At 60.8% G+C, this 13,665-nt stretch carries 12 protein-coding genes; 4 read left to right on the top strand and 8 right to left on the bottom strand.

Going from position 1 to position 13,665, the window contains the following annotated elements:
- Positions 1-50: 50 nt before the first annotated feature.
- The 5 genes from IPK17_RS00730 to IPK17_RS00710 form a co-directional block, all read right to left on the bottom strand.
- On the bottom strand, positions 51-968 hold the full coding sequence (locus tag IPK17_RS00730; protein WP_343415753.1) for a serine hydrolase domain-containing protein: 918 nt from the start codon (positions 966-968) through the stop codon (positions 51-53).
- Positions 965-2,344: a serine hydrolase domain-containing protein gene (locus IPK17_RS00725; protein WP_343415752.1), complete on the bottom strand. Its 1,380-nt coding sequence runs from the start codon at positions 2,342-2,344 to the stop codon at positions 965-967. The genes IPK17_RS00730 and IPK17_RS00725 overlap by 4 nt, the downstream gene beginning before the upstream one ends.
- Positions 2,345-2,357: 13 nt before the next feature.
- Positions 2,358-3,743 (bottom strand): aspartate aminotransferase family protein, encoded by a 1,386-nt coding sequence (locus IPK17_RS00720; RefSeq protein WP_343415751.1) that lies wholly within the window; start codon positions 3,741-3,743, stop codon positions 2,358-2,360.
- A 12-nt stretch (positions 3,744-3,755) separates the two neighbouring features.
- The gene (locus IPK17_RS00715; RefSeq protein ID WP_343415750.1) at positions 3,756-5,099 is read right to left on the bottom strand and encodes an amidase; all 1,344 of its coding nucleotides are present in this window, start codon (positions 5,097-5,099) and stop codon (positions 3,756-3,758) included.
- 104 nt (positions 5,100-5,203) lie between these two features.
- A complete protein-coding gene (locus tag IPK17_RS00710) occupies positions 5,204-6,100 on the bottom strand; it encodes a MurR/RpiR family transcriptional regulator (RefSeq protein WP_343415749.1) in 897 nt (298 codons plus the stop codon).
- 231 nt (positions 6,101-6,331) lie between these two features.
- On the opposite strand from IPK17_RS00710, the gene IPK17_RS00705 reads away from it, so the two are divergent.
- The 4 genes from IPK17_RS00705 to IPK17_RS00690 all read left to right on the top strand — a co-directional run bounded on the left by IPK17_RS00705 (position 6,332) and on the right by IPK17_RS00690 (position 11,764).
- Positions 6,332-8,035, top strand: a complete 1,704-nt coding sequence (locus tag IPK17_RS00705; protein WP_343415748.1) for an ABC transporter substrate-binding protein — start codon at positions 6,332-6,334, stop codon at positions 8,033-8,035.
- Positions 8,036-8,099: 64 nt separating this feature from the next.
- Complete coding sequence (locus IPK17_RS00700; protein ID WP_343415747.1) at positions 8,100-9,140, top strand: ABC transporter permease; 1,041 nt, start codon at positions 8,100-8,102, stop codon at positions 9,138-9,140.
- 22 nt (positions 9,141-9,162) lie between these two features.
- Positions 9,163-10,119 (top strand): ABC transporter permease, encoded by a 957-nt coding sequence (locus IPK17_RS00695; RefSeq protein ID WP_343415746.1) that lies wholly within the window; start codon positions 9,163-9,165, stop codon positions 10,117-10,119.
- A gap of 13 nt (positions 10,120-10,132) precedes the next feature.
- A complete protein-coding gene (locus tag IPK17_RS00690; protein ID WP_343415745.1) occupies positions 10,133-11,764 on the top strand; it encodes an N-acyl-D-amino-acid deacylase family protein in 1,632 nt (543 codons plus the stop codon).
- Between the two features lie 538 nt (positions 11,765-12,302).
- Here the strand turns inward: IPK17_RS00690 and IPK17_RS00685 are convergent.
- The 3 genes from IPK17_RS00685 to IPK17_RS00680 form a co-directional block, all read right to left on the bottom strand.
- Positions 12,303-12,515 (bottom strand): ester cyclase, encoded by a 213-nt coding sequence (locus tag IPK17_RS00685; RefSeq protein ID WP_343416578.1) that lies wholly within the window; start codon positions 12,513-12,515, stop codon positions 12,303-12,305.
- 338 nt (positions 12,516-12,853) lie between these two features.
- Positions 12,854-13,114 (bottom strand): hypothetical protein, encoded by a 261-nt coding sequence (locus tag IPK17_RS40380; protein WP_350341610.1) that lies wholly within the window; start codon positions 13,112-13,114, stop codon positions 12,854-12,856.
- Positions 13,071-13,665 (bottom strand): alcohol dehydrogenase catalytic domain-containing protein (locus IPK17_RS00680; RefSeq protein WP_343415744.1); only part of this gene is annotated, 595 nt, incomplete at its 5' end. The genes IPK17_RS40380 and IPK17_RS00680, both read right to left, overlap by 44 nt.

The following is a 13,665-nucleotide window of genomic DNA, read 5'->3' as shown; positions in this document are numbered from 1 at the left end:
GCCGTTGTGCCAGTAACCGGTGCCGCCGCCGATCGGCGACAGGTAGACGCCTAAGCCGAGGCTGTAGAGCGTGCCGGCATCCCCAGCGATGTGCGGCTGAACATGGTCTGGGCACGGATCGCCCGAGAGAGAAATTGACCGTCAGTGGCGAGCGCGTGGTTCAAGCTGAGGCCAAAGCGGGCGAGATCGGTGGGCGTTGTCCATAAGCCCGCCGCCGCCAATTCGGGGAAGATGTTCCAGCCGCCGTCGATGGGGAGACCGCGATAGTCGACGCCGCGCGCGGCATTCGCCGTCCAGTCAGATGGGAGGGGCTGCGCGAAAGTGCTGCGCGTCATGCCGAGCGGTTCCAGCACGCGCTGGCGGATCAACTCGGGGTAGGGCAGTCCGGTGACCTCCATACACACCAACTGCGTGATGGTCGTGCCGCCGCCGGAATAGCGATACTGCAAACCGGGCACAGTATCGACGACGACCGGCGCGCTGTTGGCAGGGGGCGATCCGCTTAAGACCTGCGGCACGGTCGGGATGGGCGAACCAGGGGAATAGCCACCAAAACCGGGGACCGTCAGCCCGGCGCTGTGAGTGAGCAACTGGCGTAAGGTGATGCGGGGCTGCCAGTCGCCGACGGAAGGGATCTGCCACGAGCGCAGGTAGGTGTTCACATCGACGTCGAGGTCGAGCAAGCCCGCGTCGACCAGCGACAACACCAGCGCCGCGTTAACCGGTTTGCTGATCGACGCGGCCTGAAAGACGGTCTGGGCGTCGCACGGAGTCGAGCCACCGATATCGAGGACGCCGAAGGCTTGCGCCCACGCGATTTCACCGTGGTCGAGCAACGCGACGCTGACGCCGGGGACGTGCAGGCGCGCCTGCTCAGCGGCGATGGTGCGGCGCGGCGGATCAGCAAGGCTGAGGTCAGTTTCGGCGATCAGATCGTGCGTGATCTGGTCAATCAGCGCGGCAGTCATGAGCGCGCCTTCCGCAGTAAATAGCGTTCGTAGAGTAAGTCGACCTGTCCCTGTTCACGGATATGGAACTCGACATTCATCCGACTGCCGAACGCCACGGTGTAGAAGCGGCAGTAGTCGCGGGTGATGATGTCGGGCGCGAGCGCGGTCGTAACGGAGCGGTAATCGTCATATTTGAAGGTGACGGACAGGAAATCGCCCTGACGGCGGACCTGCGCTTCTACGGTGTTCATGTAGGTGCGGTAGGTGCCGACCAGCGGCGCGTAGTATCCCTCGTTGACGACAAACGGCAGTTGATACGGGTCAGCGCCTGCCAGCATGGTCAGCGCGACGATGCCGATGAACTCAGTCGGGACGCCGGTACCGTTCATCAAGACGGCGACGCCGACTTTGCGCTGGGTCAGCCAGCCAATGAAGGAGGTCGAAATGCCGATGGAGCCGCCGTGACCGATGAGCGTGTCGTCGAAAAAGTCCGGTATGTTCAGCAACCCGTAGCCGTAGTGGAAGCGGGATCCGTTTTCCGCGCCATTTGAGGTCGCCACCCGCGCGGTCTGCATGGCGGCGACCGACTCAGGTTGCAGGACGCGCGCCCCGTCGAGCTCGCCGCCGCGCAGATACATGCGCACGTAGCGGCTGAGGTCAAGCACGTTGGTCACGATACCGCTGTGCGCGTTCAGTTCACGGTAGGGGGAACGCAGCGCGAGGCGCTTGCCTTCCGCGGTGAGCTGGTAGAGCGAGGCGACATCGTCGTAGGCTTCGACATCGGCGCGGTTGTAGTAGGCGTTGGCCATGCCGAGGGGTTGGAAGATCTGGTCACGGATCACAGTTTCGTGTGGCTGTCCGGTGATCTGCTGAATGATGCAGCCCAGCAGCATATAGCCTTCGTTGCTGTACATGTACCGTTCACCGGGGCGACCAACGGTCCATGACTCCGCGCCCTTCAGGAACTGGGGCACATCGGCATAGGTGACGAGCGGCAGAAAATCATTCCGCGCGCCGCTGAGCGCCCCGGCGATGCGCTCCGACGAGCCGAGCGCGGCCATGCCGGAGGTGTGCGAGAGCAAATGTGTGATGCGAATCGATTCGCCGCCCGGTTTGATGGTGAACCACGGGAGATGCTGTTCGACGGGGTCGTCCAGACTCAGCTTGCCCGCTTCCGCCAACTGGAGAATCGCGGCGGCGGTGAAGGATTTCGACACCGAGGCGACCGGGTAGATGGTGCGCGTGGTAGCGGGCAGCGACTGTTCGATGCTGCGCAGACCAAAGCCGCGTGCCCAGATGATCTGGTCGTCGGCGATCAGCGCGAGGCTGACGCCCGCCGTATTGAACTGCGACATTTGTTGAAAGAGAAACTGTTCAAGGGCTGCATAATCCATCGTTCAAGTGTCCTTAGGGCGCAGGGTTCAAGAGCAGGTGGGGAGCCATTTCGGCGACATACGGGCGCAGAGTCGCCAGCGCAGCGGCGAACTGGTCGAGCGCGAAGGTGATGTCGGCGTCGGTCATGGCGGTCGAGGTGCAGATGATACCGCGCGGGCCGATATGCACGCCGCGATTGAGCAATTCGAGGTGCAGCAGCTCTTGCAGTCGTCCGGCAGACCGCGCGGCGAGTGCGGCTTCACGGGGCGCGGGAATGGGTTGATTGGTCCAATGCACTTGCATCAATGAGCCGAAGCCGAGCGCCTGCCCAGCGATGCCTGCCGTATGGAACGCGGCAGTGATGCCGTCGCGCAGACGGTCGCCGAGGGCGTTGACGCGGTCGATGGCGGACTGGGGCAGATGCTCCAGGGCGGCGATTCCGGCAGACATGGTCATGTTGTTGCCGTTGAACGTCCCGGTGTGCATGATGAACTGAGGATGACGCGGGTCGTATTGGCTCATGATTTCGCGTTTGCCGCCGAATGCGCCGACCGGGAACCCGCCACCGATGATTTTGCCGAGCGCAGTGAGGTCGGGTTGGACGCCGGCAATGGCTTGCATCCCGGCTGAATGCAGGCGGAAGGTGACAATTTCGTCGAAGATGAGCAGGACGCCGTATTGGTCGCACAGGCGGCGCACGCCCGCAAGATAACCGGGCTGCGGGGGCACCATGCCACCAGCATTGGGCATTGGTTCCAGGATGACGGCGGCGATCACGGCGGCGTGCTGTGACAGAATCAGTTCCAGCCCGGCGAGATCGTTGAACGGCGCGACCATGATCTCGTTGAGGACGGAGCGCGGCACGCCGCGGCCCTCGACATGCGGTTCGGGCAAGCGGTTGGAGGTGGTGTCCGGGTAAACGCTGACTTCAGCGAAGTCGTGCGAGCCGTGATAACCGCCGTCGATTTTGACGATGACATTCCTGTTGGTGAAGGCCCGGGCAGTGCGCATGGCCATCATCGTCGCTTCCGTGCCGGAATTGGCGAAGCGGATGAGATCGATGCTGGGCACGCGCTCGGTGAGCATCCGCGCAAGCTGAATCTGCGGCTCAGCCGCCGCACCGAAGACGGTACCGCGCATGACCTGATCCGCCGCGACTTCGACAATCGCCGGATGGGCGTGCCCATGAATCAACGACGTGTAGTTGTTGAGAAAGTCGATGTATTGGCCGCCGTCGGCGTCGTAGAGCGTACAGCCCGATCCCCGTACCATATAAGTCGGGTACGGTGCGTAATAGGTGGCGATGCGCGTATCCCCGCCGGGGAGCACCTGCTGCGCTTCCTCGTCACGGCGGCGCGAGGTGGCGGTGCGGGCCAGATAACGCTGGTAAATGCCATCGGCGATAGTCTGTGCGTTCACGATTTGATCCCTTTAGGCGTTTGACAACCAACTCAGCGAGGGTTTCTGGTAACCACCGAGCGTCCGTTCCAGATACGCAGCGGCGGCGAGGACGAGATCTTCCCGCCAGGGACGAGCCGCGACCTGAACGCCGATGGGCAGGTTTTCGGGCGAGGTGCCGCCGCGCACGGTCGCCGCCGGATAGCCGACGAGGTTATACAGCGAACAGTAGGTGAATGACTGCATAATCGTCTGGTTGGTGAGCGACGAACGGTGCGGCATGGCTGGAATTGAGGTGGTCGGCGAGACGATGATGTCATAGTCGCGCATGTAGGCGAGCATGTCCGCTTTGAACTGATCCCATTCTTCGGTCAGGTTGAGGAAATCGGCAGCGCTCAGGTTGTCAGACTGCTCCAGCAACGGCAGCATCGCCGTGTAAAAATCGCTCATCTGGGTGGTTCCGAGCGCCTGTAAGCCGGCACGCGCCGCGGTCGCGCCGGGAGCCATCGACAAGCGCAGGTACAGATCAAGCGATTTGCTCACATTCGGCGGCGGCGCTTCGACGACGGTCGGGACGCCGAGATCGGTGAAGGCCGCGGCGGCCCGATGCACCATCGTGACGATTTCGGGCGTGCACGAAACGATGCCGTTATCCGTGTAGTAGGCGACACGGAGAGCCTTCAAGTCGACCTGAGCGGGGTCGAGCAGCGGCATCGGGACGACATGCGGATCGCGACCATCTTCGCCCGCCAGAATCTGTATGCCCAAGGCTAAATCTTCGACGTAGCGCGCCATCGGACCATTCTGGGATTTGAAGGCGAGCGCTCCGCTGGGGGCGAGCAGAAGACCCGTGCGCGGAATACGGCCGGTTGTCATTTTCAGCCCGGCAATACCACAGTAATGCGCAGGCTCACGAATGCTGCCCCCGCTATCTCCACCAACACCGAGCGGCGAACCGCCCGCCGCAATGATCGCGGACTCGCCGCCGCTGCTGCCGCCGGGGAAGCGGTCGAGATCATAGGGGTTGTTGGTGCGCCCATAGATCAGATTATCGGTCTCAATAGCGACCCCGAACTCCGGCATATTGGTCAAGCCGAGGGCCACGCCGCCCGCCCGGCGCAAGCGCGCAACGATTTCGCACTCGTGCTGCATCACATTCTGCGCCAGGCCGAGCGTACCAAACGTGCTGATAAGCCCGGGGATGGCCATGTAGTCTTTGACGGTGAAGGGGACACCGTGCAGCGGGCCAACGATCTCACCACGCGCACGCTGGGCATCAAGCGCACGCGCTTCGGCGAGCGCGGCGTCGGGGCGGAACTGCACAATGGCGTTGAGGTGCGGGTTGATGCGCTCGATGTGGTCAATGTGCGCGCTCACCACTTCGACAGAGGAGACGACGCCCGTCCGGATGAGGCGGGCCAGCTCGACAGCCGAGGCAAAAAGAGATCATCCATGCGTGCCCTTTGATTCAGCCGGGTGACTTAATCGTCCCCGTCGATGAACGTGTTAAAGCGGGTGAAGATCTGGTTTGCGACGTTGATTTCCTGACTGGGACCGCCGGAATGGTGCAGCAGCAGTGAGGCGCAGAGGGCATTCAGCAACGTTGAAGGCACGACGGAATTGCCGTAGAACCAGAGTTTGGGCGGCACGACCAGCGACAGGTCGGCGCGTTTGGCGGCAGGCGAGAGCAGGCTGTCCGTGAGCGCGATGACGGTCGCCCCGGCGGCGCGCGCCTGTTCCATCGATTGCAGGGTGACACGCGCATAGCGCGTGTTGGAGATGGCGAACAGCACATCCCCGGCGGTGAGCGTGCCCAGATCGCGCACAAAGGATGTCGCCTCGGGTTCAAGCAGCAGGCAACCTGAGCGCATCAAGGTAAGCGGGTAGTACAGATTGAGCGCGAGGGACTTGGAGAGATAGAGACCGACAATGCCGACCCGTTGGGCGCTGACGAGCAGGTGCACCGCGCGTTCAAAGTCCTCGGCGGGGATGATATCCGGCAGCGACTTCAGTTTTTCCAGTTCGATGCTGACCATACGCTGCAAGACGGACTGGGTGTGATCACCCGTTTCCATGAGCGAGAGGAGCTGGTGCGACCCGATGTCCGGGGCGGTCAGCCCGCCGTACTGGCGCGAGAAATGCTGCTGCAAGGCCGTTTGCAGTTCGGAGAAGCCCGCAAAGCCCACCGCCTGAGCGGTACGAATCACCGTTGAACGATTGACCGCTACGTGTTCAGCAATTTGCGACGAGGACATGTAGATGGCTTCGACCCCATGTGTCAGAAGAAACTCGATCACGGCGCGCTGGCTGTCACTCAGGCTGTCGTGCAGTGTGCGTAAGTGCTCGACAATGTCGCTGGAGCGCTGCTTATCATTCATATCCGGCCTCACGTTTAGACGAATTATGCCAAATCCACAAAAAGTCTGCAACATGTTGATGCAAAAAGTTGTTGTGATGCAACGATTTGGTGCTAACATAGTGCGTAAGTCATGGTGCATGAGGCGGATCTGGTAGGTGCCCTGCGATATTATAGGACAGGTGCCAGTGGAGTCATGAGCCGTGATCACCGCCTTTCTGTTCGTCGTTCCGGGCAGCACGAGGAGTTTGTGATGAAGCGTCGAAGCACTCCGTTTATGATTGTTGGTCTTTTGTCGCTAGTGTTTATGCTGATCGCTGGAGGGCTGCAGGCGCAGGACGCATCTCCGCGCGTCCTACGCATTGCATCTCTCGTGGAACCTCCCGGTTTAGTCGGCTACGTCGCGTTGAGCGGGGCAGCGATGTATTTCAACGAAATCTACAACCAGCCGCCGTGGGGTCTTGATAACACCGCGCAGCCCATTCCCATCCTGGTCGAAGCGATTCCGAGCCTCGACAATGGCGGCGTCGTCAATGCCGACGGGAAAACGACCGTTTCCTTCACCTTGGCCGACTGGGCGGTGTGGTCCGATGGTGAGCCGATCACCGCAGCGGACTTCATCCTGCCGTTCGAGATGATGAATGACGGCGTGTCGGTCATGATTCAGAATCGCTTCGCCAACGGTGCGGCGGTCGAAAGCGTGACGCAGGGCGCAACGGACAAGGATGTGGTCGTCACATTTGCGGGGCCACAGCCGGATATCATCAATACATGGATTATGCCGCTGCCGGATCACGTCCTGCGCCCCATGTACGAGGCGGCGTTGGCGGAAGGCAGAGGTTTTGACACGCTGACCGATTGGGTGCGCAGCCCAAGCGTCGGCAATAACGCCTTTGTGTTTGCCGAATGGGTGTCGGCCAGCTTCATGCGCTTCACCCGTAACGAGAACTACTGGAAAGACATTTTCTTCGATGAAATGAACATCGCGTTCTACCCGGACCCGACCGTGCTGGCGCAGACGCTGGCGACGGGTGGCGCGGATATGGCGGCGGGGCTGCCGCTGCTGGACTCGCTGGAATTCGCCGCGCAAGTGCCGACGGTCAACGTGCAGACGAACTTCACCGGCACGCGCATCGAACTCCAACTCAACCTCGCGGAGACCGGGCACCCGGCGCTGCAAGATCCGCGCGTGCGGCAAGCGCTACTGATGGCGATTGATCGCCAGTCGCTGACGGATGATCTGTTCAATGGCGTGACCCATGTGCCGCGCAGCTACTGGGATGGGACCCCGTGGTTCAACCCCGATACGCCGCAGATCGCGTATGATCTCGAAGGCGCGCTCGCACTGATGCGCGAGGCCGGGTGGTATGACGACGACGGCGATGGCATCATGGAAGCGCATGGCGTCGAAGGCTTTGAGGATGGGACGCCGCTGCAACTGCGCAGCAACACATATTCGGACTCATGGTCGGGGCCGTACCGCAACACGCAATTGGCGTTGGTGGACATGCTGACCGAGTTCGGCATCGACATCGAGATGAGCGAGCAGCCGTATGACACGCTGCAAGCCCCGTTCACCGAAGGCGGTATCCTGCCGAACGGGCAGTTTGATATCCATGTGGCCGGGTGGGGCGTGGGCATCACCAAGATCAATCAGCCGAATCAGTGGGCATGCGCGGAAGTTCCGAGCGAGACGGTACCCGCCGGGATCAACTTCAACGGCGTATGCTATCCAGAGATGGATGAACAGTGGGCGGTACTGGCGAATGAACTGGATCCGGCCGTGCGTCAGGAAGCTGTGAACTGGATTCAGAATTTCATGGCCGAGGAAAACTTTGTGTACTTCCTCGTCGGGCTGCCGGACGCGGTGGTTCTGAGCAACCAGTTGGAAAATATCGTCTATGGTCAGGGCAACACCCGGTTCTATAAAGCGAACGAGTGGAGCCGCAGCGAGTAAGCCGTCGAGTTCAGGCAGATCGCGGGTATACTGCCCGCGATCTGCTCAATGCTAAGGTGATTTGATGGGTCGGTATACGCTCCGCCGCATTCTGGAAGCGCTGCCTGTCTTGTTCGTGGTCAGCATCCTCCTGTTTGTGCTGATGAACTCGTTTGGCGATCCGCTCGCCGTGCTGTCGCGCGAACCAAACCGCCCGACCGGGGCCCAGCTCGACGTGCTGCGGCGGCAATTGGGGTTGGACAAGCCGATTCTGACGCAGTACCTCTACTGGTTGGTGGGCAACGACTGGACCTTGATCGATGCGGACGGGGACGGGGATGTCGACGAAGCGCTGTATGGGACGAGGCAAGGGATTTTGCGAGGCGACCTTGGTCTGTCGCTGGTGACACGGCAGCCGGTCGGCGAGCGCATTCTGGAGCGACTGCCCAACACGCTGATCCTGATGATTCCGGTCTATATCATCACTCTGGTGCTGGCGACCGGGTTAGGCGTGGTCGCCGCGCTCCGCCAGTACTCAGCTGCGGATAACCTCCTCACGACAATCGCGTATATTCTGCGGTCGATGCCCGTCTTCTTCATCTCGCTCGCCATGATCTTCATCTTCTCCGTGTGGTTCCGGCAAATCGGATTACCCGCCACGCCGACAGCGGGTATGTATATTTTGGGTGAACCGCAAACGCCGATCAATCTGGCGCGCAGCATGATCCTCCCGGTCATGAGTCTCGTGCTGGTCAGTACGGCGGGCTATATGCGCTATGTGCGCGCGAGCATCCTCGACGTGATGAATCACGATTACGTGCGGACAGCGCGATCCAAAGGCATCAGTGAACGGCGCGTATTTGCGCTGCACGTGCTGAAGAATGCGGCGCTGCCGCTGGTGACGCTCGTCGGCATGGATTTGCCATTTATCCTGAGCGGCGCAGCAATCACAGAGAGCATTTTCGCGTGGCCGGGCATGGGTCGATTGTTCATTGAGAGCATCACTGCGTCGGATTTCCCGGTGTTGATGGGCATTCTGATGATGGTGGCGATCGCGGTCGTCGTGTTTCAACTGCTGGCCGATCTCGTCTACGGGATTGTCGATCCGCGAATTTCGTACCGTTAGCCAGCGCAACAGGAGTGCAGGTATGTCAGAAGTGAGCACCAGCAGCCCCGCCGCGCGCATCGGTCTGCCGATTATCGACAGAGGCGGCAAGCCGCATACGCTGCGCGGCCTGATGTGGAGGCGGTTTCGCACGCACCGCATGGCGCTAGTCGGTGTGCTGCTGTTTGGGCTGGTGATCACGTATCTGGTGATCGGGTCGTTCGCCTTCAGCGAAGCCTATGCCAACGACGTGAATATCCGGGCGAAGTGGCAAGCGCCGAGCGCCGAGCATCTGATGGGGACGGATGGGGTAGGGCGCGATGTGATGGCGCGAACGATCTACGGCGGCCAAATCTCGCTGGCGATCAGCGTGGTGTCGGTGCTGGTGACCACCATGGTCGGCACGCTGTTGGGGCTGCTCTCGGGCTATTTTGGCGGGCTGCTCGACAGCATTATCATGCGTGTGACCGAAGCACTCATGAGCATTCCGCTGCTGTTTTTGCTGCTGGTGATCTCCAAGTTCCTCGGCGCGAATATCGCCGAAGTCACAATTCTGGGACGCACGGTGAGCGGCAGCGTGCTGGTCATCGTGCTCGTGCTCGGATTCACGACATGGATGGGGCTGGCGCGCCTCGTACGGGCGAATGTGTTATCGCTCAAAGAGCGGGAATTTGTCATGGCGGCAGTCGCCCTCGGAGCGTCGGACTGGCGGATCATTATGCGGCATATTCTCCCGAACACGCTCGCGCCGATCATTGTGACCACAACACTGGGCATCTCGGGCGTGATTCTCGCGGAAGCCAGCGCGAGTTTTCTCGGCATGGGGGTGCAGGCGCCGTCGGCGAGCTGGGGAAATATGGTGCAGGCGGCGATGGAGCGCATGGATCGCGCGTGGTGGCTGTGGCTGTTCCCGTGTGTGTTGATCGTACTGACGGTTTTGAGCGTCAATTTCATCGGCGATGGGCTGCGTGACGCGCTTGACCCCTACAGCAAGAAGTAACAGGAGCGGCACGGTGACAACTTACGATGTGCTAGTGCGGGGCGGAATGGTCTACGATGGCAGTGGCGCGCCGCCCGTCGAAGCCGATATCGCGGTGGATGGCGACCGGATCGTCAAGATCGGTCGGTTGGCGCTGGACCACGGGCGGAACGAAATTGATGCCCGCGGGCGCGCCGTCGCACCCGGTTTCATCAACATGCTGAGTTGGGCGACCGAGACGCTGCTGCACGACGGCCGCGGAAAGAGCGACGTACACCAAGGCGTAACGCTTGAAGTCGTCGGCGAAGGGTTTTCCTACGGGCCGCTGAACGATGCGATGAAAGCCTATTTCCGCGAGATGATGGCTGCACAGGAACTGCAATACGAGATCGACTGGACGACACTGGGCGAGCACCTCGATTCGGTGGTGCGGCGCGGCATCAGCCCCAATATCGCGTCGTTCGTCGGCATGACGACGCTACGCCTCCATCAGATGGGCTACGAAGATCGTTCGCCTACGGCAAGCGAGCTGGAGACGATGCAGGCGCTCACCCGGCAGGCGATGCTGGACGGGGCGGTCGGCGTGTCTTCGGCGCTCATCTATCCGCCCGCGGCATACTCCAAAACCGATGAACTGATCGCGCTGGCGCGGGTAGCCGCTGAATATGGTGGGCTGTACATCTCGCATCTGCGGAGCGAGGGCAATACGCTGGCTGAAGCCTTCGACGAATTCCTGACGATTCTCAAAGAGAGCGGTATTCGGGGCGAGATCTATCACCTGAAAGTGATGGGGCAGCGCAACTGGGACAAGCTCGACTGGCTGATCGAACGGATTGAGGACGCGCGTCGGAGTGGACTTGAGATCACAGCGGATATGTACCCGTATCCGGCTGGCGCGACGGGACTAGACTCGTCTGTGCCGCCCTGGGCGCACGAAGGCGGACGGGCCGCGCTGAACGCACGGTTAGTCGCACCGGAGACACGCGCACGCATTCTCAAGGAGATGGGCGAAGAGTCCACAGCGTGGGAGAACATGCGCCGGCTGGCGGGCGGGGCAGACAAAGTGCTTTTGTGCGGATTCGCCACCGAGCCGCTGCGCAGGTACACGGGATGGACGCTCGCCGCCGTCGCTGCTGACCGTAATCAGCCGCCAGAAGAAGCGATTCTAGATTTGCTGGTGGAAGACAATTCGCGGATTGATACGGTGTACTTCACGATTTCCGAGGCGAATCTGCGGCAGCAGATGGCGCTGCCGTGGGTGAGTTTCTGTTCAGATGAGCAAGCGCCCGCGCCGGAGGGAGCATTCCTGAAGATTAATCCGCATCCGCGCGCCTATGGGGCGTTCGCGCGAGTACTCGGTGAATATGTGCGCGAACAGCAGATAATCACACTGGAGGATGCGATTCGGCGGCTCACGGGGCTGCCCGCGTCGGTGCTGCGCATCCGCCAGCGTGGCTTGATTCAGCCCAATTACTACGCTGATCTCGTCGTATTTGACCCCGCGACCATTCAGGATCACGCGACGTTCACGCAGCCACATCAACTCGCGACCGGGGTACAGCATGTCCTTGTCAATGGGATGCCCGTGATTAGTGAGGGTGAGCATACCGGAGCGCTGCCGGGGCGAGTAGTGCGAGGTCCCGGGTGGGCAGGCGGTCAAAGTTAACGAAAACAAGCGAGCCATTGGCCCTCAGCGAGGGCTGTATTTATAACGCCGAGGTGCTCAGTTCATGGGTTGAGCAGTTCGACCCTGCGCTGTCCACGCCACTCTGGTCCGCGGACGATGGATGAATGATTGGGTAAGGATCTGAAAATCGAGCGCGAGACCGCCTGAGAGATTCTTCGGCTCATACGGCCCGTTCAGGATGCGGATTCTCTCGTTGCGTTGCAGTATCTCGATATCGCCCGTCGGTACAGGCTTCCACCAACTCGCTTGATAGTGGTTGTCGCCAAGGTGTACGAGGCAGTCGGGAACGGCGGGCTCAAGCAGTTCCCAAACATCCTGACTGGCTGACGTTAGCGTCGCTGGGCGGCGATGTAAGCGCATAGTATTTCTTCCTTTGTGCAGCAGCTGAACGGGAAAGCACTGTTGAGACATCCATGAGCCACTCCTGACGATCTACGACTGCACAGGTGTCTCAACAGGCTGCTGATGTATCAGGTCAAAGACGGTGCGGACACTGCCCCGATTTGCTGGAGCAGGGTCAGCATATCCACCAGCATCCAGTGCTCAACAATCTTGCCGTTTTCAGGCGGTACGTACTGAAGCTTTGAATCGACACTTCGCTGCCTGTGGGGGCGATGTTCATCAGCTGCCCGGCGTGCACGCCGTGGATCATCCCCCTGACCACCACTTTGTCGCCTTCGGCGACGATGTCTTTCACTTCGATCCAGTAGTCAGCGAAAGCCGCCTCGATACTGCGATGTGCTCTTTCAAGAGTTCATCGCTGATGTAAGTGTCGAGAGTGGCCGGTGACTTGTCCATGTGGATAGCCTCCAGATACTGCTCGATCAGGGCTTTGTTGGATTGGGCAGACACAATTCACACTCTTTCAACTGGTTTCAGGGACTAATTGGCGGGCGGATTAGGGCACAAGCAAGACTTTCCCGCCCGTCATGTGATTCATGTAGTCGTTGATGGCGGCTGCGACCTCGGGCAAGGGATAGTGAGCGCGGACCTCGGTCTTGTAGTCACTTTAGGCGGCGCTGAATACCTCTGTGACAATCGAGACCAGGGTTTCCATGGAGGAAGCACTCAGCCAGTCGATGAGCCAGAACCCCGTCGACCCGCTTTTTGCGGAAGATCAATTCGGCGGGCGGGATCGCACAGGGTTGCAGGCTCAATGCGCCATAGACGATGAGCGTACTTGCGTCGGGCAGCGCACTCAGGAATCTGCCCGGACAAGGGGCCGGCGACGGATTCAAAGGCGAGATGCGCACCGAGGTCGTGACACAGTTCGCGCAGGCGGGTTTCAAAAGCGGGGTCGCTGCTGTTCAGGACGTGGTCCGCCCCCAACGCCTGCAGATCGCTGACCTGTTCCTGCCGATGGACGACGTTTATAACCTGTTCCCCGGCGCTGAGCGAGGCGGATGATCATTCGGCCTAAGGCGCTGGCCGCCGCCGTCTGGACGACCGCCTTCATCCCGGACGCCTTATCAAGCAGGAGATGTGCGGTCAACGGGTTGGCGATCAGCATCGCCCCGTGCTCCAGATCAATATGGTCGGGGAGGGGGATGCAGTTGGTGGCGGCTGTACGCATGTATTCCGCCCAGGTCCCATCCATCGTGCCATAGGTACAGGCGAAGCGTAGGCCGATCAGCGCCTCGCTGACGCCCTCGCCGACCGCCACGATCTGGCCGCTGGCTTCAAAGCCAGGGATCATGGGCAGGGGTTTGCGAAAACCATATTCACCCATGATGTAGAGCAGATCCGATGGGTTGATTGGCGATGTGGCGATGCGAACCAGGGCTTCACCGGGTCCCGGAGGATAAACCGGGCGTTTTTCGACCGTGACGGCGCCGCCATAGGCATGGACAACCGCGGACCAAGCAGTCGCAGGAATGGGC

Source organism: Candidatus Flexifilum breve, from assembly GCF_016713355.1.
Note: the sequence above shows the minus strand (reverse complement) of the source record. Positions and strands in the feature narration are given on the sequence as shown.